Source organism: Candidatus Foliamicus sp. (genome assembly GCF_965221325.1).
Lineage (GTDB): Bacteria > Pseudomonadota > Gammaproteobacteria > Steroidobacterales > Foliamicaceae > Foliamicus.
Map to the genome: position 1 here is coordinate 1,949,368 of NZ_OZ244880.1, position 20,822 is coordinate 1,970,189.

The window sequence follows — 20,822 nt, forward strand, 5'->3', positions numbered from 1 at the left end:
AGTCACGGGGCTATCCTTGGTCGAAGCCACGGCCGGCGGCGGCCTGTCGCATCAAGCGCTCCGCAGGCGTCCAGCGCGCTCCGAACCGGGCATGCAATGCGCGAATATCCTCAAGCACCGAGAACAGGCCCTGCTGCTCGGCGTAGTGCATGGGTCCTCCGCGCCAGGCCGGAAAACCGTAACCATAGACATACACGATGTCGATATCCGAGGCGCTCCTGGCCACGCCTTCGTCGAGCAGGCTTGCGCCGATGTTCACCAGCGGGTAGAGGCACCGTTTGATGATCTCCTCGGGTTCGGCCGGCGGGCCGCGCTCATAGCCCAATTCCGCGGCCAGTTCCTCGATCAGCGCCGCCACCGCCGGTTCCGGCTCGGGGACCCGGCTGCCGGCGCTGTAGTTGTAAATACCGCGTCCGTTTTTCTGTCCGAAGCGCTCCTGCTTGCAAAGCGCGTCGGCCAGACGTTCGCCCGGCATGCGTTCGCCAAGCGGCGTCCCGGCCAGCTCCCGAGCGCGCCAGCCAAGATCCAGGCCCACCAGATCAGCCATCTGGAACGGCCCCATGGGCAACCCGAATTCCCGCATGGCGGCGTCCATCCGTTCCGGGGGCGTGCCTTCGAACAGCAGCTCGAAAGCCTCGCGCATGTATCCCGTCAACATACGGTTGCCGATAAAGCCGTGGCTGTTGGCCGACCAGACCGGAATTTTCCGCATCCGCGAAGCCAGCGAAAATGCGCAGGCGATGGTTTCCTTGGATGTCTGTCGCCCCTTGATCACCTCCACCAGGCGCATGATGTTGGCGGGGCTGAAAAAGTGCATGCCCAGCACCTGCTCCGGCCGCCCGGTGGCCAAGGCCAGTGCGTCGATATCAAGGTAGGACGTGTTGCTGGCGATGACCGCGTCCGCGCCGAGCGTGGCATCCAGGCGCTCGAAGATGCTCTTTTTCAGGTCGAGGCTCTCGTAAACCGCCTCCACGGCGAAATCGGCGCCGGACAGGCTGGCGTAGTCCGTGGTGGGCTTGATCAGCGCCATGCAGCGCTCAGTCTGGCCCGGCGGCAAACGGCCGCTGGCCTCGGAGCGTTCGAAATTCCGGCGCACCACGGCCAGGCCCTTCTTCAGCGCCGATTCACTGGTCTCGAGCACGGTGACCGGCACCCCTGCAATGGCGAAATTCATGGCGATGCCGCCGCCCATGGTGCCGCAACCGACCACCGCCGCCTCCTGCACCGGCCGCCCAGGGTGCGATCCTCCGCCCTTGGCCGCCGCGCGCTCGGCAAAGAACACGTGCGCCAGCGCCTTGCTCTGCGGGTCCTTGAGGCAGCGCGCAAAACGCTTGCGTTCCTCGGCAAGCCCGGCGCGAAAATCATTACGGCAAACCACCGCCTGCTCCACGCACTGCACGATCAACTCCGGCGCATGCCTGCCCCGCAGCTTGCGAGCTACAAGCGTGCGCGCCGCAGCGAACGCCTCGTCGGCTTCGCCGGCCTGCGGAAGTTTGCCGGGACCCGCCGAAATCTTGCGCAGCGGTGCGCCCGCGTCCAGCAGCTTCTCGGCCTGGGCAAACGCAGCCGGGATCGGATCGCCTTGCAGCAGGTCGTCAGCAAGGCCGCATTCCAGCGCCTCTTGCGCGCTGACCGGCTTGCCCTGCAGACACATGCGCAAAGCCATTTCAACGCCGATCAGGCGGGGCGTCCGCTGGGTTCCACCGGCTCCCGGCAACAGACCTATGAGCACCTCGGGAAACGAAAACCGAGCCCGCGGCGATGCAACCCGGTAGTCGCAGGCCAGCGCCAGCTCCAGACCGCCGCCGTATGCGACCCCGGCAATGACCGCCGTGACCGGTTTGGGGCAGGCATCAAGGGCATCGCAGATCGCCGTTAGGGATGCCGCCGGCGCCGGCATTTCGGACAGCCCGAATTCCTTGATGTCCGCACCGGCACACCAGGTTTTCAGACCGCTGGACAGAAGCACGGCGCCAACCGAATCGTCCTGTGCAGCAGCCTCTACCGCCTCCATGAGCGCCACGCGAAGCGGCGCGCCAAGAGCATTTACGGGTGGCGCATGCATCTCGATCAGCCGCACCCGGCCCCTGTCCTCAATTCTTATGGTCAAGAGTGACCCACCTGCAATACCCACTTGCCGGCAACCTCGCGCCGGGCGAAGGCCTCATAGGCCTGAAAGTAGTCCTCGAACGGCAAACTGCGCGAGACGGGGCAGTGGATCGCGCCCTCACCTGCCAGCCGCGACAGATCCTCCAGGTTTTCGCGGGCGGTATCCGGATGCCTGTCGGTCCACGCGCTCCATAACACGCCCAGAACCGCCGCTGTCTTGAGCAGCACCAGGTTAAGCGGCAGTCGGGGAATCTCTCCGGCGGCAAAGCCCACCACCAGGAAGCGGCCACCCGGCGCGCAAGCACGGTATGCCGATTCCGAAAACGAGCCGCCCACCGGGTCTACGACCACATCCACGCGCCCTCCGGCCTGTTTCTTGAGCCGGCCCCGGAAATCATCGTCAGCATAGTTGATGGTTTCGTCCGCGCCCATGGAAATCGCCAGTTGCAGCTTTTCAGGACTGCTCGCCGCGGCGATCACCTTCGCTCCCAGGGCCTTGGCTAATGCAACCGCCGCCATACCCACACCGCCGCCGGCGCCCAATACCAGCACGGTTTCGCCGGCGCGCAGCTTCGCGACCTGCTTGTAGGCGTGATAACAGGTGCCGTAAGTGATGCAGAGCCCTGCCCCCTGTGCGTAGCTCATGTTGACCGGCAAACGGGCGACGTGATGACGCGGCGCCACAGTGCGCTCGGCAAACATGGCGCGGCCATGCACCGCAACCCGCTCGCCCACTTCAAGGTCCTCGACTCCGGCTCCCAGCGCGGCCACCACCCCGGCTGCCTCGGCGCCCGGCGTAAAAGGCGTTTGCGGGCGCCGCTGGTAGCGACCCTGCACCATCAGCAGATCAAAGAAGTTGAGTCCGGCAGCGCGCACGTCCACCAGCACCTCGCCGGGTCCAGGCGTCGGCTCTGCCACCTCTTCCAGACGCAACTCGGGCTGCTCGGCGTATTGGGTGCAGATCAGCGCGCGCATTTGAGTATTGACTTTCGCTGGTGCGTCCGGCAGCTATACGTGAACGCCGCCATCAACCCGTATCGCCTGACCGGTAACGTAGGAACCCGCCGGCGAAACCAGGAACACCACCAGACCGGCCACGTCATCCGGAGCTCCCATCCTTCCGACGGCGGTGCTTTCAAGAAAGCTATCGCGCGCCTCGGCGTCGCTCCACAAGGCCGCAGAGAAGTCGGTCTTGATCAAACCCGGGCACACGGCGTTGACGGTAATTCCGTGGCGGCCGTGTTCGAGCGCAAGGTTGCGCGCCATCTGGATTTCGGCAGCCTTCGACATACCGTAGGCGCCGATTTTGGCGTGTGCGCTCTGGCCGACATAGGACGAAATCAACACGATGCGCCCGTAGCTCTGTCTGCGCATATCGGCCGTCACGAGTCCGCTCAACCAGATATTGGCCGTTACGTTGCTGCGCCAGATGCGCTCGAATGCGCTCTCGGTTACCTCCAGCAGGGGCCCGAAATGCGGATTCACGCCCACGTTGCAGACCAGGATGTCGATGGCGCCGAAGGCGGCCTGCGTAGATGCCACGAGGGCCTCGACCTGATCCTTGTAATAGACGTTGCAAGGCGCCGCGATAGCCGTCCCCTTGCCGAAACGCAGGTTGATTTCCTCGGCTGTCTGCTCGCAGGCCTCCGGCTTGCGGCTTGAGGCCGTGACGCGGGCGCCATGCTCGGCCAGCCGCATGGCGATCGCCTTGCCGATGCCGCGCGTGGAGCCGGTAATCAGCGCCGTTCGCCCCTCCAGGTTGAACAGTTCGTCCATGCCCCCGGCGCGGTCAGGATTCGCGGGAAATCAGCATGAGCAGTTGCTGCGCCACCCATGCGGGCTTTTCCTCGCCTTCAATCTCCATGTGTTTTTCGAGTCGAATCACTACCCGTCCCGCGCCGCGGTCACGGACCTCGGCAAGCGTTGCGTGGACGCGCACACGCGAATCCACTGAAACGGGGTTGATGAACCTGAGCCTGTCCAATCCGTAGTTGATCACGAAACCCAGGTCGTCGAAATCCGACAAGTCGGGCGACTCGAGGTGTACCGACAGTGAGAGGGTCAGGAAACCGTGCGCAATGGTGGTGGCGAATGGAGTGTCGCGCGCCACCCGCTCGGAGTCGAGGTGGATGAACTGATGGTCTGCAGTGCAGTCGGCGAATGCGTTGATGCGCGCCTGGTCGATGCGCAGCCAAGGCGATGGAGCAAGCTGCCGCCCCTCCCAATCTTTCAGGTTTTCGATCTTCACCGAACGCGCCTCACCGCCGCCCAACAACCAAGCCGAAGCCGAAAAAAGTATAGTATAGGAACTTGGCAAGACTTACGGGAGTGCACTTGATGGGCGCACAAGAAGTTCGCAATACCGGTGTCTGGGGTTGGCTGATATGGGCGTTTGCTCGGCCGCCTTTCATCGGCCTTTTCCCTTTTGCGGTGTTTTTCGTGTCACAAGGCCTGGGGCACTCGGTGATGATCCAGATTGAGGACTCCGTGGGCGAGCCGGGCATGTATTACGCCGCCGGCGCGATGGGCCTGGTTGGCGCCGTATTGCTCTGGCTCGGCATGCGGCAAAACAGCGAGGTCAGCGGCACCTGGCTCGGCTATTTCGCCGCCTGGCTGCTGTGGACCGGCTGGGTGGAATTTTCCTTCGTCTATTACTCACGCTGGCTGGGCGTTGCGCCGCTGCTGGACGAGGCCGGAGAAGTCGCGACCAACCCGGAATACCTCGTGATGATGTCCTCGCTGGGCGTTATGCTGGCCACCTTGGTTTACTTTATATTCAACCGCGAGACGCGCTGCAATTTCTTTCGCTGGTGTCATCGCTGGCTGGGTATGGGCACCGGCAAGCCGACCGAGGGGCACAAGCGCAATTTTGCGGCGATTACCGCCCTGGAAACGATTTATCTGATCTGGTTCTTCTACCTGTTCCTGTTGGTGATTTACGACGAAAACGTGCTCGGCGACACCCATCCGATCACCTATGGCATAGCCGCTCTCAACGCTGTGTGGGCAATCTATCTGCTGCAGCGCCTGTTGCGCTTCCGCCGCGTGGCGACCGCGCTCAGATACTCTATCGCTACCGCAATCATCGCCTGGAACGCATACGAGTTCGTGGGACGCTGGGGATGGGTTGGCGATTTCTTCGTGCAGCCGGAAAAATACGGATGGCAGATTCTCGGCCTGGGAGTGCTGTCGCTCGCGATAGTCGCCTTCTGCCTGTTCATGCCCGCGGGCAAACGCGAGCGCGAGCGGGTGGCCGTGATGGAACGGGAACTCAGCGCGGGCTAGGCCCGATTGCCGTCCTTCTGCTGCGGGCTTGCCGCGGGTTGGCCTGCGTCCGATGACCATGCGATCCCACTACTGCGGCGAACTTCGCAACGCTCTCGCCGGACAGCCGGTCGAGTTGTGCGGTTGGGTTAACGGCAGGCGCGATCATGGCGGCGTGATCTTTATCGATCTGCGCGACCGGGAGGGTATCGTGCAACTGGTCTGCAACCCCGAGCAGGCCGAAGTCTTCGCCACCGCCGACAAGGTTCGCACGGAGTATGTGCTGCGCGCCAAAGGCTTGCTTCGCACCCGCCCCGAGGGCACCGCCAATCCGGAATTGGCGACCGGCGAAGTCGAGGTAGTGGCGGACACGCTGGAGATCCTTTCCGCGGCTCGCGACCTGCCCTTTCATCACGGGGAACATGCCGGCGAAGAGCTGCGCTTGAAGTATCGCTACCTCGACTTGCGCCGACCGGAAATGCTCGACCGGCTGCGCCTGCGTCACAAGGTATTCGCGGCAATTCGCGCCTTTCTCGACCAGCGCGGTTTCGTGGACGTGGAAACGCCCTTGCTGACCCGCGCCACGCCGGAAGGCGCGCGTGACTTCCTGGCTCCGGCGCGCAACCGCCCGGAGTGCTTCTATGCACTGCCCCAGTCTCCGCAACTGTTCAAGCAGTTGCTGATGATGTCGGGCCTGGACCGCTACTACCAGATTGCGCGCTGCTTTCGCGACGAGGATCTGCGGGCCGACCGGCAACCCGAATTCACGCAGCTCGACGTGGAGATGTCGTTCGTGGATGAGGCGGAAGTCACGGACCTGATGGAAACGCTGGTGCGCAGTGTGTTTGCGGAAGTGCTGGACGTTAGCTTGCCTGATCCCTTCCCGCGCATGACCTACGCCGAGGCCATGTTGCGCTACGCCAGCGATGCGCCTGATTTGCGCAACCCGCTGGAACTGGTGGAGCTCAGCGATGTTCTGCGGGAGGCCGAGTTCAAGGTGCTTTCTGCGCCTGCCAAGGACCCTGCCTGCCGGGTAGCCGCGCTACGCATCCCGGGCGCAGCGGACATGACCCGGCGCGAACTTGATGAGTTGACCGGCTTCGTTCAGGCGATGGGCGCCAAGGGCATGGCCTGGATCAAGGTAGCCGAGCCAGCAAGTGGCCGCGCCGGCATGCAATCGCCGATTCTGAAGTTCCTCGGCGACTCCGAAATCACGGCGGTGGCCGAGCAAACGGCCGCAGGCGCCGGCGATCTGCTGGTGTTCGGCGCGGGACACGCAGCAATCGTCAATCGCACGCTTGCGGCGCTGCGGGACCGGCTGGGGCGGGAAAGGAAGCTGATCAAGCCCGGCTGGGCGCCGCTGTGGGTAACGGATTTTCCGGCTTTCGAGTTCGACGAGGACGAAAAGCGATGGAATGCTTTGCATCATCCGTTCACCGCGCCGAGCGTGGCCTCGCCGGAGGAATTACTGGAACAGCCGGCCGCGGCGTTGTCACGCGCCTATGACATGGTCCTGAATGGCCACGAAATCGGCGGCGGTTCGATACGCATACATCAGCGCGAAATGCAGATGGCCGTATTCGAGTTGTTGGGGCTATCGCCGGAGGAAGCGAAGCAGAAATTCGGCTTTTTCCTCAAGGCATTGGAATTCGGCGTACCGCCGCACGGCGGCATCGCGTTCGGCCTCGACCGCTGGGTCATGCTGATGGCCGAGGCCGAATCGATCCGCGAGGTCATCGCTTTCCCCAAGACGCAGTCCGGCGCCTGCCCACTCACCGAGGCGCCGGCAACGGTGGAAGCCAAGCAATGGCGTGAGCTGGGCATACGCCCGATATAAAATTTCTCCTCGCCTGGCCTGGAATACGGTGAGATTCCGAGCTAAGAGTCCTCCCTGCCGACACTATGCCGATTTACGAATACGAATGCCGCGACTGTGGGCGGCGGCTGGATGCGCTGCGCAAGATCAGCGATCCACCGCTCACGGACTGTCCCGAATGCGGGCGCCCCAGCCTCAAAAAGCTGCTCTCGGCGCCGCACTTTCGGCTCAAGGGGAGCGGGTGGTACGAGACTGACTTCAAGCACAGCGGGCGCGAAAAACCGGCCGGCGAAGCAACCGCTGGCGAGGCCAAGGCGGGTGCGGAGAATGGCAAGACGGCGGGCAAGGGAAAGGACTCCGCGCAAAGCTCCAGCGGCGGGGACTCGGCGAAGTCCAAGAGCACTGCCAGCGGCGCTTCCGCCGACTCGGGCTGAATGCGGCTCGCGTGAGCGGTAAGCGCAAATCGAACCTGCTGCCGCGCCTGCGGCGGATGCTGGTGGCGGGCATGCTGGTCTGGGTCCCGGTGGGGATCACCGTATTCATAATCCGCGTCCTGATAAACCTTGCAGACCAGACGCTGGCCTTGGTACCACCGCAATACCGGCCGGAGGAACTGGTAGGCCGCCCGATTCCGGGACTGGGCGTGGTACTGAGCGTTGTGTTGCTCCTGGTTACGGGACTGGTGGCGGCAAACGTGTTTGGAAAGCGCATCATTGCGTTGTGGGAAGCGGTGCTGCAAAGAATTCCGCTGGTGCGAACGATCTACACGGCCGCCAAGGGCTTCCTGGAAATGGTGCTGAGCGGCCAGCACGACTCGTTCAGCAAGGTGCTGCTGATCGAATATCCGCGCCGGGGCGTTCACTGCATTGCGTTTCAGACATCCAGCACGGTGGGGCCGCTCGACAAGCACTTCGACGAGAAGTGCGTATGCGTGTTTGTGCCTACCACGCCCAATCCCACCTCCGGCTTCCTGGTGCTGGCGCCCGAGAACGACCTGATCGAGATCGACATGAGTGTCGAGGACGCGATCAAGCTGGTGGTTTCGGTGGGCGTCGTCGTGCCGGATCCGTCCAAACTGCCGAGGGCGGCGCCCCGGCAGACGAGCCCGGCCTCAAACAACCCATGAACGCGGCTTCACGCGCCGCTTCGGTCATCTTCAGCACCTATCGTCAGCCGGACTGGCTGCGCAAGGTGCTATGTGGTTTTGCCGCGCAAACGCATGACGACTTCGAAATTCTGGTAGCGGATGATGGCTCCGGTGCGGAAACGGCTGATGTAATCCGTTCCGTCTGCGCCAAGACCCGGCTCAGGATCGCGCATGTTTGGCAGCGCGACACCGGGTTCCGCAAGTGCAGGATTCTCAACAAAGCCATAGCGAGATCCCGCGGCGCCTACCTGATATTCACGGACGGCGACTGCATTCCGCATCCCGAGTTCGTGGCGCGGCACCTTGCTTTCGCCGAACCAAAGCGTTTTCTGTCGGGCGGGCTATTGCGCCTGCCGCCGGGATTGTCTCACCGCATCGAGGTTGACGACATCACGTCGGGGCGAGCGTTTTCGGTCGGCTGGCTGCGCAGCCAGGGGATGCCGCCAACCTACAAGCTAGTGAAGCTCAGCGCCGGCACGCGGTTCGGCGCCGCTCTGGACTTTATCTCACCGGCAACGGCAGGGTGGAACGGACACAACGCTTCGGGATGGAAGAAACACCTGCTGGCCGCCAACGGCTTCGACGAGCGCATGGGCTACGGCGGCGAGGACCGCGAGCTTGGCGAGCGGCTGGAAAACGCGGGAATTCGGGGCAAACGCATTCGCCACCGGATACCCTGCCTGCACCTCGATCACCCGCGCGGCTACGTGGATTCGGACATCCGCGCCGCCAATCAGGCGATTCGCGCTGAAACCAGGCGCACCAGACGCACCCGCACCGGGCACGGCATCGCGCAACTTTAGCCCCGGAATCTGGTGAGATTCCGGGGCTAGCCCGCTTCAGGAAGCAGGCTCGGCCGCAGCGGTCGCGTCGCCGGCTTCGGCCTTGGCCTTGTCGCCGGCAATGAAGATAACGAAATCATCCGCCTGGTAGTAATTCCGGAAGGTATCGTTGACTTCCTCAAGCGTCAGTGCCTTGTAGCGCTCATGCATGGCTCCGCGCCACTCCGCGCCGAGGCCGTACCTGGCGCCGGAGCGCAGGACGCTGCTCAAGGCCGAGTCGCTTGACCAGGAGCTCAAATCGCTGGAGATGGTGCCTTCCACAGCGTCCTGCAGTTCTTCCGCCGTGAACCCGTCTTCGAGGGCCCGCTGCAATTCCTCCAGCGCTCCCGCCTTGACCTTGGACAGGTTCTCCGGGGCCGCGATCGCCTGTATGAACAGCGAGCCGTTATCGTCGCCTTCCCTGCTGGCCGCATTCACTCCGCCGCCAGCGCCGTACGACCATCCTTCCTTCTGGCGCAGGCGGTCAATCAGGCGGTTGCTGAGTCCGCCGCCACCAAAAATGCGCGCGCCGATAGTCAGGGCAGCGTAGTCCTCGTCCCTGACGTTTTTGGGTATCGGGAGTGCTGCAATCATGACCCCGTTAGCCTTGTCGGGCGTGTCCAGCCAAGCCTGCCGGGACTCTACCGGGTAATGACTGCTGGGCGCCGGCACATAGGCCACCGATGCTTCCCAATCGCCGAACAAGTCATTCAACCGCGCCGCCAACTCGCCGGAATCGACATTGCCGACCGCAGATGCGATAGCGCCCTGAAAGCCCACCTGCGAACTCCAGAATTCGGCCAAGGCGTCACGATTCATGTTGCGGATCATGCGTTCCTGCTCGTCCAGGTCCATGGCGTAGCGAAAGTGATCGGGGCCATAGGGGCTCAGCGTCTTGGACAAGGCAATCGAGGCAACGCTCTGAGGCTGGCCGCGCGACCCGGCGATACTCGCCAGTGCCGAACGTTTGACTTCTTCCAGTTGGCCAGGGTCGAACAGCGGTTCGCGCAAGACGTGCGCCATTAGCGCCAGCGCTTCGTCGAAGTTTTGCTCGTCCGTTTGCAGCGAGGCAAAAATCTGCTGTCCTCCGGCACTCACACCCATGCTGCTCTTGAGCCGGTTCCATTCGGTGGCCAACTCATCTCGGGTGTAGCGGGTGGTGCCGCGCTGTAGCTGTCCGGCTGCGTAGCCGGGCACTCCGTGTTTTCCGGCCAAGCTCTCCTCGCTGCCGAAGAATAGCTCCAAGGCAACGGTAATCTGATCGCCACGCGATTTTTTCTCGATAGCCCAGAGCGTCCCGCCGCCTGCCAGGTCGTGCTTGACAGTGCGGGCGGCAATGTTCTCCGGCGTGGGAACGAATTCCTCGCCGGCGCTGACCGACTGGCGGCCTGCGAGCGCCGCAAGTTCGGCGCTTTGATCACCGCGCGAGGCGACCAGAGACCGATCCGGGCTTTCGGTGGGTATGAACTTACCCGCAGTGCGGTTGCTGCGCTTGAAGTGCTTTGCCGCCGCCGCGTTGAGATCATCGACGGTAAGCGCATCCAACTGGTCACGATAAAGAAACAGGTGGCGCCAGTCGCCCGAGGCGATGCTTTCGGAGAGCCTGCGGCCCAGAAAGCCAACGCTCTTGATCGCGTTGTCGTATCCCGCAACCATCGAAAGCCGCGCCCATTCGAGTTCTTCCGGAGTAATCGGTTCCTCGCTCACACCTTCCGCCACGTCCAGCAAGGCATCCAGAACCTCCTGCGCCTCGCCGTCCACCGGCACCGTGGCGCTCAAGGTGAACAGGCCTGGAAAGGCAAACGAATCGGCGTTAGCGCCGGCGGAGGCGGCAATGCCCGGCTCGACCAGCTTGCGGTACAAGCGTCCGCGGCTGGGGTCACTCAGAATCTGCCCAACCACGGCCAGGGCCGTGTTCTCGAAGGTAGCCCCCGCGGGAATGTGGTAGGCGCCCATAACCAGACTCTGTTCTCCCACCCTGCGCAAGGTCACGAGCCGCTCGCCGTCCTGGACCGGTTCGACGGTGTATATCCGCGGCAACTCGCGCTCCGGCGCCGGGATGGCGCCGAACGAGTCGGCGATGATGACGGCAGCCTCCTGGGGATCGAAGTCGCCGGCCACGATCAGCGTGGCGTTGTCCGGCTGGTAGTACATGCGGTAGAAAGCCTGCAGGCGGCCGATGTCCACGCCTTCGACGTCCGAGCGCGCCCCTATCGTCGTGTTGCCGTAGTTGTGCCATTCGTAGGCCGCCGCCCGGACGCGCTGATACAGCATCCCTCCCGGACTGTTTTCGCCCCGCTCCATTTCGTTGCGAACCACCGAAAACTCGGATTGAAGATCGTCATAGGAAATATAGGAGTTGACCATGCGGTCGGCTTCCATGCGCAGCGCCCACTCCAGGTTGTCGCCGGTGGGCTCGAAACTCTCGAAATAGTTGGTACGGTCCAGCCAGGTGGTGCCATTGAACCCCATACCGCGCTCGGAAAATCCCTTGGGGATCTCGGGATAGTCGGGAGTGCCCTTGAAGAGCAGGTGCTCCAACAGGTGCGCCATGCCGGTTTCGCCGTAGTTCTCGTGCATGGAGCCGACGTGATAGGTCACGTTTACGGTGACGCTGGCCTGCGAGTCGTCGGGAAACAACAGTACCTGCAAGCCGTTGGGCAGCGCGTACTCGTGAATGCCTTCCACGCTGGTGACATATTCGAAGCCCCGTTCGCCGCCGGCGATGCCAAGCGGGTCGTCCGCAATTGCCGAAGCCGGAACGGCCAGCATCAACAAAACAAGCCCTTTGCGTAATTTATTCATCATGATTCCTCTTGACGTAAGTCCGCCACCAAAAGGGACTAGGATACCCGAAGCGCCGACCGCTCCCGAAGCCGCTTTCCGGCCCGCAGGCTCGGCACCACAAATCCAAGCCGCGAACACGGATCAAGCCGCCTTCGACAGAGGCTTGGAGTCAATCACGGTTTCCCCGTTGCGTTCCCCCACCACCAGCGTCTCACCGGACCTTGCGCCCGCGGCAAGCAGCCATTCGGCCAGAGGATTTTCCACGTAGTCGCGAATGACCCGCTTTAGCGGCCGGGCCCCGTAGGCCGGTTCATAGCCGAGATCCGACAGACGCACGCGCACGGAATCCTTCACTTCCAGCCCCAATTCCTGTTGCGCGAGACGCGCAGCCAGGCGGTCGAGCTGAAGATCCACGATCTGGCGGATTTCCGCGCGGTCCAGCGGTTTGAACACCACGATATCGTCGATGCGATTCAGGAATTCCGGACGGAAGTGGGACCGCAGTGACGCCATTACCGCGCTCTTCATTTCCGCGTGTTCCGCGCCCGACAGCGACTGGATCTGATCGGAGGCCAGGTTGGAGGTCATGATTACAACCGCGTTGCGAAAATCCACGGTGCGCCCCTGGCCATCGGTCAAGCGTCCTTCGTCGAGCAGTTGCAGCAGGATGTTGAGCGCATCCGGGTGAGCTTTCTCGATCTCATCAAGCAACAGTACGGAGTAAGGCCGGCGCCGCACCGCTTCGGTGAGTTGGCCGCCCTCGTCGTAGCCCACATAGCCGGGCGGCGCGCCAACCAGCCGCGATACGGCATGTTTTTCCATGTACTCCGACATATCGACGCGCACCATGGACGCCTCGCTGTCGAAAAGGAACTCGGCCAGCGCCTTGCACAGTTCGGTCTTGCCCACTCCGGTAGGCCCGAGAAACAGGAACGATCCGGTCGGCCGGTCCGGGTCGGACAACCCGGCGCGGGCGCGGCGGATTGCCCGCGAAACCGCCCTCACCGCTTCGTCCTGACCGATCAGGCGTCGGTGCAATTCTTCTTCCATGCCGACCAGCCTTTCCCTCTCGCCGGCGAGCATGCGCGATACCGGAATACCCGTGACGCGGGCTACCACCGCAGCAATGTCCGCCTCCTCGACCCGGCTGGAAAGCATGGTTTCGGTCGTAGCGTTCGCATCCTGCGCGCGGGATTCGGCCAGCTTGCGCTCCAGTTCCGGGACTACCCCGTACTGCAATTCCGACATCCGCTGCAGATCCTGACTTCTGCCGGCCTTCTCCAGCGCCACGCGGGCCTCCTCCAGCTTTTCCTTTATTCCTGCAGCCTCCTGCGTGTGCGCCTTCTCCGCCTGCCAGACCTCCGCTAGACCCGCGTGTTCCTTTTCGCGGCGGCCAATCTCCTCATCCAGGTCGGCGAGTCGCTGGCGCGCGCCTTCGTCTTCGTCCTTGCGCAAGGCTTCGCGTTCGATCTTCAACTGAACCAGCCGCCGCTCCAGCCGGTCAATGGCTTCCGGCTTGGAATCCATCTGCAGGCGAATCCGGGCGGCCGCCTCATCCACCAGGTCGATCGCCTTGTCCGGCAGCTTGCGGTCGGTAATGTAGCGTTGCGAAAGCGTGGCGGCGGCCACAATGGCCGCGTCCGCAATCGTCACGCCATGATGCACTTCGTAGCGCTCCTTGAGCCCGCGAAGGATGGCGACCGTGTCCTCGACGCTGGGTTCGCCGATCAGCACCTTCTGAAAACGCCGCTCCAGGGCGCCGTCCTTTTCCAGGTGCTTGCGATATTCGTCCAGGGTGGTGGCGCCCACGCAGTGCAATTCGCCGCGCGCCAAGGCGGGCTTGAGCATATTGCCAGCGTCCATCGCGCCTTCCGCCTTGCCGGCCCCCACCAGGGTGTGGAGTTCGTCAATGAACAGAATGATGCGGCCATCCTGCTTCGCCAGCTCCTTCAGCACCGCTTTCAGGCGCTCTTCGAATTCGCCCCGATACTTGGCGCCGGCGATCATGGCGCCGAGATCCAGGCCAAGCAAGCGTTTGTTCTTCAGGCCTTCCGGGACCTCCTGGTTGGCAATGCGCAAGGCAAGCCCTTCCACTACGGCGGTCTTGCCCACGCCCGGCTCGCCGATCAGCACCGGGTTGTTCTTGGTGCGGCGCTGCAGGATGTGCATGGTGCGGCGAATCTCCTCGTCGCGGCCGATGATCGGGTCGAGTTTGCCTTCTTCGGCGCGGCGCGTAAGGTCGATGGCGTACTTCTCCAGGGCCCCGCGCAGTTCCTCGGCTCCGGCCTCAGTGACCGTTTCGCCGCCGCGCAGTTGATCGATTGCGGTTTCTAGGCGTGCCGGGTCCAGGCCCGCATCTTTCATGAGGCGCGCATGCTCGCCCTTGTCGCCGGCTGCGGCCAGCAGCAGGATTTCGCTGCTTACGACGCTGTCGCCGCGCTGGCGCGCCAGCTTGCCGGCCAGGTTCAGCACCCTTGCAAGCGCCGGAGAGGCGTGCAACTCGCTGTCCTGTCCCTGGACGCTCGGCATACGCTGCAACGCATCCGCAACTTCGGCCTGCAGTTTGCTGGTGTCAGCGCCAGCGCCCCGCAACAACGGCAGAACTGCGCCGGAATCCTGGTTCAGCAGAGCCTGCAGCGCATGCAAGGGCTCCAGGAACGGATGGCCGGCATCGACCGCAGCAGCGCGCGCCTCGGCCAGCGCGTCGCGTACGCGATTGGTGAAGTGTTCCATAGCGGGGATATAACGCCCCGAATGCCGAATTCAACCTGAACCCGAAACTGGAAACTGGCGCAGTATCCGTGCTACGGACGCAGCCATATGAACGATGCCTGGCGGGCCGATCCGCCGTCACGGCGATAGGAATGAAAGCGCCGCGGATCGGAGTAGGTACACCAATGGCCGCCATAAATCCTCGAAATGCCGAGGCGGCGCAGTTGGTCCCGCGCGAGCGCAACCAGGTCCAGCAGCCAGCGGTCGTCGCCCTGCTGGGAGAAGAAACGCGCCGCCCGCGGGCTGGCCCGAGTAATGCTTCCGAACACATCGCCGCCCACTTCGTAAACGGACGCGCCGATTCCGGGTCCTATCCAAGCCATTATCCGGCCCGCATCCAGACGGCGGTCTCCGCCCCTGCACAAGGCGCCAATGGTGGAGGCCAGGACGCCAGCGGCCAGGCCCCGCCAGCCCGCATGCGCGGCGCCGACGCGGCTGCCGGCCTGGTCGCAAAGCAACACCGGAAGGCAATCCGCCGTGCGCAAGGCGCAGGCGCGCCCGGAACCGAAAGCGACTACGCCGTCAGCCCGCACCCTTGTCCATTCCTCATCCGCGCATGCCACAGAAGCGCCATGCACTTGCGCCATCCAGCGCGGCGCCCCGGGAACTTCGAACTGCAGCCAGGCTTGTTCCGGTTCCAGCCCGCGCTCCGTGCTCAAGGCGCAAACCGCGGCCGGAGCCGGCCATTCCGGTTGAATCACATGCTCCACGAAAAACCGTCCCAATCGCGTTCCTGTCCGGCCAGTTCATCAAGCAGCGCTCGGATGTCGCCAGGCAGCGGCGCGACAAACACGCACGCCTTCCCGGTAGCCGGATGGGCCAAGCGCAGTTCCCGGGCATGCAGCGCGGGGCGGCCGAAATCCTGGTGGGCGGGCGCATACAGGGAATCTCCGATCAGCGGGAATCCGATGTGGGCCAAGTGCGCCCGGATCTGGTGCGTACGCCCGGTCTCCAGGCGAACCGCCAGGAAGCAGGTCTTGTCAAAGCGCTGCAGCACCCGGAAATGGCTCACAGCGCGCCGTCCGCCCGGCCGCACTGCAATTCGCAGGCGGTCGCGCGGATGGCGCCCCAGCGGCGCGTCAATGGTTGCCCCTGCCACCGGGCAGCCGCGGGCCACGGCCCGGTACTCGCGCCGGACGCATCGCGCCTCAAGGTCGCGGGTGAGCTTCTGGTGGGCGCCCGCGGTGCGGGCAATCATCAACAGGCCGCTGGTGCCGGCGTCCAGCCTATGCACCAGTCCGAACCGCGGCACCGCGGCCAACTCCGGAAAACGGTGCAACAAACCGTTCTGCAGCGTACCGTCCGGATTGCCCGCGCCCGGGTGGACTACCAAGCCTGCCGGTTTGTCCACCACGATCAGGTGCTCATCGGCATGCCTCACTTCAAAGGCAACCGGTTGCGGCTCGACTGCGCCTTCCGCGGCAAGCTCCGCGCGAATATCGTAGGTTTGCTGGGCTTCCACCAGCGTCCTGGGCCGCCGAATCGCAGCCTGTCCCCTGAAGACCTGCCCACCTTGTATCCATGCCTTGATCAGGCTGCGGGAGAATTCCGGTATCAGCGCGGCCAGCGCCGCGTCCAGACGGCGTCCCGCGAGCCGGTCCGGCACAACCACGCTGCGGACGACGCTACGCTTCATGCGCGGAGGCCTTTCGCTATACTGCACACCTTAGTCACTGTCGAGACCGGTTTTCGAATGAGGTCAACGCGACAACTTGCCGGAATTCTAATCGCGGCCGCCGCATGCGCCATGCTGGCCGGCTGCGGGCGTGGCGACGAACGCGACGAGTTGTCGGCCGCGGACGTGCTATACGAGCAGGGGCATGCGGCGTTGCAAGGCGGCGATTTCCGCAAGGCTCTGCGCTTTCTGGGCGCGCTCAAGGCGCGCTTTCCGTTCAATCCTCAGACCCGTCAGGCGCAACTGGAAATCATCTATTGCCATTACCGGCTCAGGGATCAGGACAGTGCGGTCGAAGCGGCGCGCGAGTTCGAGCGGGAGAACCCGCGCCATCCGAATGTGGATTACGCCATCTACATGCGCGGGCTGGCGCTTTTCGCCCGGCAGCCCGGACGATTCGGGCGCCTGTTTCGCGTCGACTACTCCCGCCGTCCGGTCATGACCGCCGGCGAATCGTTCGACGCCTTCGCTCAGTTGGCCGCCCGCTACCCCGAAAGCGAGTATGCCGCCGACGCCCGCCGGCGCATGGTTTTCCTGCGCAATCGCATGGCGCGCTTCGAAAATCACGTCGCCGACTACTACCTGCGGCGCGGTGCATGGATCGCGGCCGCCAACCGCGCGCGCTACGCCGTGGAGACATACCGCGGCTCGCCGGAAATCGCCGAATCCCTCAAGATCATGACCAAAGCCTATCGGCGCGTAGGCATGGACGACCTGGCGGCCGATTCGGAACGCATGCTGGCGGCAAACTTTCCTGGCGAGAAAATCGAAGACGAGCAACCCCGGCGGCGATTTTTCTTTTTTTAGTGTTATCGGTGGCGTACGGCTGGCTTCAATCCAATAGCCGGTTGCCATCACTCAGGTCGTAGATCGAAGACCCAGTCGCCAATGCGCAGGTCCAGGAACATACGAGACGGAATCACCGCTTCAATGTCTGCCTCGGCGAGTTCTTCGAGCAGAAAATCCATGGACTGCTCCGAATTGATGACATCGGACCCGTAACGTCTCCAATCACCGCCAGAGCTTTCGTACACACACTCGGCGAATATGCTTGTCTCTGCACCGTGATCGTGGAGCCAGATCGCGACGTACTCAGGGCGGTCATTCGCGTCCAGGTCAGTCAGAACAAGGAACCGAGGCGGCGCGGCCGCTATTTGCGGGTCCGCAATTTCCTGCAAGTAGTCCCATAGACCATCCGGCGCCGCAAGAGTATCCGGCCGCCTGACAGTCATCCCCCTCTGCTCCGCGCTCCAGGGCAATCTGGACGCCTCATCCTCAAGTGCGGCTCGAAGTCGCTGTGCGTAGACGGGATTCGACTCGTCAAGCTCGGCAAGCAGTGACTGCATCCTCAGATAGCCGGGACGCGCGAGTGATGTCTTTACGTAGTCAACATCGAGCTGCTCAATTGACGCCGCGCCTGCCTCAATCGGACCGAACTGACTCCAAGCCGAAATGGCGCGGAAGTTGGCGAGCGGAGACGCGGTGAGCAGCAGTGACGCAAGCACCACCCAAGACATGAATTGATTGATTTGAGGCAGCCCGCCGTGCCAAGCGGCACGCGCCCTGATGATGACGTACAAGTAACCCGACGAGAAGCACGCCATGAGCAGTACGATCAGCAGCGCCCAGCAGCGCTGTACGGTCCAGCCATACTGCCCCACCCGCAGCGCAATGCCGTAGGACGCCAGCACCGACAGGATCGGAAGCAACGCGATACCCACCGTCAACGCCCGGTGCATCCACGCTGGATAGGGGATGCGTTCGCCGGTCTGATACACGGCATTCAGGAACAGCAGTCCAAGGAGGTTGGCGATCATCAAGATGGAGGTGCCGTTATCGGTGTCCCAGAGCGGTTGCAAGCCGACAAAGGGGAGCGTTGACAGAAACGCAGCGATGACGAACAGCAGCAACGGCAGCAGCAGCCACGTGAGGCGGACAAGGAGCGAGGAGACGCTGTCGATTACCGAAGTGGCGTCGCGAAAGCTGCTCAATCCGAAAGCGAACACAGCGGCGAGCACCGGCCACAGGAACCATTCCTTTTCAAACAAGTCGTCAAAGAATTTGATGCCTATGGCTTTGAACAGCGCTCCCCATACGAACAGCACCAGCCGGAGAGAAAGCGTCAGGGCCGCGGAGAGGCCGACCGTAACGAAGTTGCGCCACGACAGCGTAAAGAAAGTGTCGTAATTGGGTTCCATGCGCCACACGTTGGCCTGCAGGTGGAGCAGAGCCACGAAGTTCGCAAACAACATGGTCTGTGCAAAGACAAGCCTTACGCCAAGCTCGGAAAACTCGCCATAGGGTGTTGCTTGCCAACCGGTATACAGAGCCAGGAGGACCAGCGGCACAGAGAATCCGCTTACCCAGGCAACTGCTCGCAGACGATCCCCGTGCCTGAAACTGAGCATAAAGAGTAGCGGCCATGCCAAAACCAGCAGCCAGAGCGAGAAGTAGATTGGCGGGCGCGCTTGGAGCCAGGTTTCGCTTTCAGTCAATCCCGCGGCGATGGCGCCTTGAAGGAAACCTATGACTACGAACAACGCGCGTTCAGGCACGCGCTCGAAAAACTCCTTGATCGTCAGACTTGCGGATTGTGCTTTTGCTTCGCTCATGGTGCGGATACCTCCAGTTGCCACGCGCCGATACGCGGCGAAACTGGGGCTCCACTATACGGGCGGGGCTCGGGCCTACTGTTCGAGAGGAATAAGCGAGGCGACCCGCTTGATGCGACCCTGCTTGCCCGGTGGCCCCAGGGTGATGCAGGCTGCCGTGGGCCGCGTGATTTCGTATTCGCCAGGCGAATAGCGCGAGTACCTGCGGCGCATGACATCCTCGCAAAGCGATAGCCGGTACTCGCGCTCAAGGTGACTGAAACGCACACGCACCACTTTCTCGGCCGAAACCGGTCGGCGGGTCACGTCTATCGTGTAACTCTCAAGTTCGATCAGCAGCAGCGAAGAGTCGAGTTCCGTCGCTTCCGGCGCCAGAACGCGATCGTGCGAGCCCGCCTTGGTTGAAGTCTTGTCCGACCAAAGCGTCAAAGGGGACGTGCATAAGTCTCCGAGCAGTTCCCGCGGATAAGTCCCCACCTTGCGCCAGCGAGGTCTTGGGGCCACCAGCAGGTTCTCCGTTTGCGGTGGATTCGGCGCGGCGCCTGCGACCGGCGCCGTAAACACATCCAGCGGCCGCGCCGGCGACTTGTTGCGATAACGAACGGCGTTCAAGGAAAGAGCGCCCTCCTCCCCATCGCCCAGCAAACGGGCCCACGAACCCAAGCGCTCGCCATCGAAATGTATTGCGGCTACCCGAAATCCGCTGCCCGCTTCGTATCGGGCCACACAGATAAATTGTCTGATTTCCACCGAAAAATCCGAAAGACGGCCATTTTATGTTTTTCGTCCTGATCGGCCAAATTCGGCCGAACCCAGCCTGTGCAGCGAAGCTTCCAGCTCGTCCGGCAATGGCGCACGCAAAACCAGCTTTCGACCGCTCACTGGATGCCGCAGGCGCAGCTCCGCGGCGTGCAGAAACAGACGCCTCAACGCAATGCGCGCGGCCAACGCGCTTTTCGAGCGCCCATAGCGGTCGTCGCCCAGCACGGAATGGCCTATTGCCGCAGCATGCGCCCTGATCTGGTGCGTGCGGCCGGTAAACGGAATAGCTCTGACCAGCGTGGCGCGCTCCCAACGCTTGCGCGGCAGGAAACAGGTGCTGGCGGGTTGTCCCGAGCCGACCAGAACCCGGCGCTCGCCCCCGGAACGATACGAGCGGTCCAGAGGCAGGTCCACCTTGCGCTCGCCCCCACGCCAGCATCCGGCGAGCAGGGCCGTATAGATCTTTTCGACCTCGCCTTCGCGAAAAGCACGGTGCAAAGCGCGCAGGGCGCCTGCGTTGCGGGCCAGCACCAGCAGTCCGCTGGTGGCGCGGTCGAGACGGTGGGCCAACTGAAGAAACCCTTGACTGGGCCGCGCCGCGCGCAGCAGTTCCACAGCGCCGAACTGCACGGAACCGCCCGCATGCGCCGCCAATCCGGCCGGCTTGTCGAGCGCCAGCAGGAATTCGTCCTCGTGCACTACGAACTGTTCGATCCAGCGCGCCCGCGCGGGCATAAGCGGAGGCGGGCGGCGCTCCAGGCGCGGCGGCAGGCGCACCTCGTCGCCGCAGCGTAGGCGGTGGCCCGAAGAAACACGGCCGCGGTTTACCCGCACTTCCCCCCGCCGAATCATGCGATGCACGCGCGCCGGCTGCATACGCTTGAGGCGGGCGGCCAGGAAATTGTCGAGACGACGCCCCGCATCGTCTTCGGAAACTATCAGAATGTTGTCTCTCATCAAGTCTGGACATGCACAAGCGTCAGGCGGCGAACGCGGAGCAAAACGCAATGTCTCGCGGCGCATTCCGCGTAATGACGCGCTTGCGAAGTCCAAAAGG

17 protein-coding genes are annotated in these 20,822 nt (G+C 63.3%); 6 read left to right on the forward strand and 11 right to left on the reverse strand.

Going from position 1 to position 20,822, the window contains the following annotated elements; all coding sequences use genetic code 11:
* Window positions 1-10: 10 nt before the first annotated feature.
* The 4 genes from ACWCOO_RS08340 to ACWCOO_RS08355 are packed head-to-tail and all read right to left on the reverse strand — an operon-like array spanning window position 11 to window position 4,357.
* Entirely contained in the window at window positions 11-2,110 is a 2,100-nt protein-coding gene (locus tag ACWCOO_RS08340) for a 3-hydroxyacyl-CoA dehydrogenase NAD-binding domain-containing protein (RefSeq protein ID WP_446830528.1), read from the reverse strand.
* Window positions 2,107-3,084 carry an NADPH:quinone oxidoreductase family protein gene (locus tag ACWCOO_RS08345; protein WP_446830529.1) on the reverse strand — a complete coding sequence of 326 codons (978 nt, stop codon included), beginning with the start codon at window positions 3,082-3,084 and terminating at the stop codon, window positions 2,107-2,109. The genes ACWCOO_RS08340 and ACWCOO_RS08345 overlap by 4 nt, the downstream gene beginning before the upstream one ends.
* A gap of 33 nt (window positions 3,085-3,117) precedes the next feature.
* On the reverse strand, window positions 3,118-3,885 hold the full coding sequence (locus ACWCOO_RS08350; RefSeq protein ID WP_446830530.1) for an SDR family NAD(P)-dependent oxidoreductase: 768 nt from the start codon (window positions 3,883-3,885) through the stop codon (window positions 3,118-3,120).
* Window positions 3,886-3,898: 13 nt separating this feature from the next.
* Window positions 3,899-4,357: a MaoC family dehydratase gene (locus ACWCOO_RS08355; protein WP_446830531.1), complete on the reverse strand. Its 459-nt coding sequence runs from the start codon at window positions 4,355-4,357 to the stop codon at window positions 3,899-3,901.
* An 89-nt stretch (window positions 4,358-4,446) separates the two neighbouring features.
* On the opposite strand from ACWCOO_RS08355, the gene ACWCOO_RS08360 reads away from it, so the two are divergent.
* From ACWCOO_RS08360 to ACWCOO_RS08380, 5 genes are all read left to right on the forward strand, one after another.
* Window positions 4,447-5,394, forward strand: coding sequence for a hypothetical protein (locus ACWCOO_RS08360; RefSeq protein ID WP_446830532.1), 948 nt, complete (start codon window positions 4,447-4,449; stop codon window positions 5,392-5,394).
* 58 nt (window positions 5,395-5,452) lie between these two features.
* Window positions 5,453-7,210 carry an aspartate--tRNA ligase gene (gene aspS / locus ACWCOO_RS08365; protein ID WP_446832028.1) on the forward strand — a complete coding sequence of 586 codons (1,758 nt, stop codon included), beginning with the start codon at window positions 5,453-5,455 and terminating at the stop codon, window positions 7,208-7,210.
* A 65-nt stretch (window positions 7,211-7,275) separates the two neighbouring features.
* Window positions 7,276-7,623, forward strand: coding sequence for an FmdB family zinc ribbon protein (locus ACWCOO_RS08370; RefSeq protein ID WP_446830533.1), 348 nt, complete (start codon window positions 7,276-7,278; stop codon window positions 7,621-7,623).
* Between the two features lie 11 nt (window positions 7,624-7,634).
* Complete coding sequence (locus ACWCOO_RS08375; protein ID WP_446830534.1) at window positions 7,635-8,315, forward strand: DUF502 domain-containing protein; 681 nt, start codon at window positions 7,635-7,637, stop codon at window positions 8,313-8,315.
* A complete protein-coding gene (locus tag ACWCOO_RS08380) occupies window positions 8,312-9,139 on the forward strand; it encodes a glycosyltransferase family 2 protein (RefSeq protein ID WP_446830535.1) in 828 nt (275 codons plus the stop codon). Before ACWCOO_RS08375 ends, ACWCOO_RS08380 begins: the two co-directional genes overlap by 4 nt.
* A 36-nt stretch (window positions 9,140-9,175) precedes the next feature.
* On the opposite strand, the gene ACWCOO_RS08385 is transcribed toward ACWCOO_RS08380, so the two are convergent.
* The 4 genes from ACWCOO_RS08385 to ACWCOO_RS08400 all read right to left on the reverse strand — a co-directional run bounded on the left by ACWCOO_RS08385 (window position 9,176) and on the right by ACWCOO_RS08400 (window position 16,352).
* On the reverse strand, window positions 9,176-11,965 hold the full coding sequence (locus ACWCOO_RS08385; protein ID WP_446830536.1) for a M16 family metallopeptidase: 2,790 nt from the start codon (window positions 11,963-11,965) through the stop codon (window positions 9,176-9,178).
* A 120-nt stretch (window positions 11,966-12,085) separates the two neighbouring features.
* Window positions 12,086-14,677 carry an ATP-dependent chaperone ClpB gene (clpB, locus tag ACWCOO_RS08390; RefSeq protein WP_446830537.1) on the reverse strand — a complete coding sequence of 864 codons (2,592 nt, stop codon included), beginning with the start codon at window positions 14,675-14,677 and terminating at the stop codon, window positions 12,086-12,088.
* Between the two features lie 71 nt (window positions 14,678-14,748).
* Window positions 14,749-15,441: a peptidoglycan editing factor PgeF gene (gene pgeF / locus ACWCOO_RS08395; protein ID WP_446830538.1), complete on the reverse strand. Its 693-nt coding sequence runs from the start codon at window positions 15,439-15,441 to the stop codon at window positions 14,749-14,751.
* Window positions 15,414-16,352 (reverse strand): RluA family pseudouridine synthase, encoded by a 939-nt coding sequence (locus ACWCOO_RS08400; RefSeq protein ID WP_446830539.1) that lies wholly within the window; start codon window positions 16,350-16,352, stop codon window positions 15,414-15,416. Before ACWCOO_RS08400 ends, pgeF begins: the two co-directional genes overlap by 28 nt.
* 57 nt (window positions 16,353-16,409) lie before the next feature.
* Between ACWCOO_RS08400 and ACWCOO_RS08405 the strand changes: the two genes are divergently transcribed.
* On the forward strand, window positions 16,410-17,198 hold the full coding sequence (locus tag ACWCOO_RS08405) for an outer membrane protein assembly factor BamD (RefSeq protein ID WP_446830540.1): 789 nt from the start codon (window positions 16,410-16,412) through the stop codon (window positions 17,196-17,198).
* A 47-nt stretch (window positions 17,199-17,245) separates the two neighbouring features.
* On the opposite strand, the gene ACWCOO_RS08410 is transcribed toward ACWCOO_RS08405, so the two are convergent.
* The 3 genes from ACWCOO_RS08410 to ACWCOO_RS08420 all read right to left on the reverse strand — a co-directional run bounded on the left by ACWCOO_RS08410 (window position 17,246) and on the right by ACWCOO_RS08420 (window position 20,722).
* Window positions 17,246-19,003 carry a DUF4153 domain-containing protein gene (locus ACWCOO_RS08410; RefSeq protein ID WP_446830541.1) on the reverse strand — a complete coding sequence of 586 codons (1,758 nt, stop codon included), beginning with the start codon at window positions 19,001-19,003 and terminating at the stop codon, window positions 17,246-17,248.
* Between the two features lie 75 nt (window positions 19,004-19,078).
* The gene (locus tag ACWCOO_RS08415; RefSeq protein ID WP_446830542.1) at window positions 19,079-19,753 is read right to left on the reverse strand and encodes a dual OB domain-containing protein; all 675 of its coding nucleotides are present in this window, start codon (window positions 19,751-19,753) and stop codon (window positions 19,079-19,081) included.
* Between the two features lie 24 nt (window positions 19,754-19,777).
* On the reverse strand, window positions 19,778-20,722 hold the full coding sequence (locus ACWCOO_RS08420; RefSeq protein ID WP_446830543.1) for an RluA family pseudouridine synthase: 945 nt from the start codon (window positions 20,720-20,722) through the stop codon (window positions 19,778-19,780).
* Between the last annotated feature and the right edge of the window lie 100 nt (window positions 20,723-20,822).

Excerpts from the sequence above, each read along its gene's own strand:
- ACWCOO_RS08380 (WP_446830535.1), top strand. The coding sequence starts at position 8,312 with ATGAACGCGGCTTCACGCGCCGCTTCGGTCATCTTCAGCACCTATCGT.
- ACWCOO_RS08405 (WP_446830540.1), top strand. The coding sequence starts at position 16,410 with ATGAGGTCAACGCGACAACTTGCCGGAATTCTAATCGCGGCCGCCGCA.
- ACWCOO_RS08420 (WP_446830543.1), bottom strand. The coding sequence starts at position 20,722 with ATGAGAGACAACATTCTGATAGTTTCCGAAGACGATGCGGGGCGTCGT.
- clpB (WP_446830537.1), bottom strand. The coding sequence starts at position 14,677 with ATGGAACACTTCACCAATCGCGTACGCGACGCGCTGGCCGAGGCGCGC.
- ACWCOO_RS08345 (WP_446830529.1), bottom strand. The coding sequence starts at position 3,084 with ATGCGCGCGCTGATCTGCACCCAATACGCCGAGCAGCCCGAGTTGCGT.
- ACWCOO_RS08370 (WP_446830533.1), top strand. The coding sequence starts at position 7,276 with ATGCCGATTTACGAATACGAATGCCGCGACTGTGGGCGGCGGCTGGAT.
- ACWCOO_RS08385 (WP_446830536.1), bottom strand. The coding sequence starts at position 11,965 with ATGATGAATAAATTACGCAAAGGGCTTGTTTTGTTGATGCTGGCCGTT.
- ACWCOO_RS08360 (WP_446830532.1), top strand. The coding sequence starts at position 4,447 with ATGGGCGCACAAGAAGTTCGCAATACCGGTGTCTGGGGTTGGCTGATA.
- ACWCOO_RS08410 (WP_446830541.1), bottom strand. The coding sequence starts at position 19,003 with ATGAGCGAAGCAAAAGCACAATCCGCAAGTCTGACGATCAAGGAGTTT.
- ACWCOO_RS08400 (WP_446830539.1), bottom strand. The coding sequence starts at position 16,352 with ATGAAGCGTAGCGTCGTCCGCAGCGTGGTTGTGCCGGACCGGCTCGCG.
- aspS (WP_446832028.1), top strand. The coding sequence starts at position 5,453 with ATGCGATCCCACTACTGCGGCGAACTTCGCAACGCTCTCGCCGGACAG.
- ACWCOO_RS08350 (WP_446830530.1), bottom strand. The coding sequence starts at position 3,885 with ATGGACGAACTGTTCAACCTGGAGGGGCGAACGGCGCTGATTACCGGC.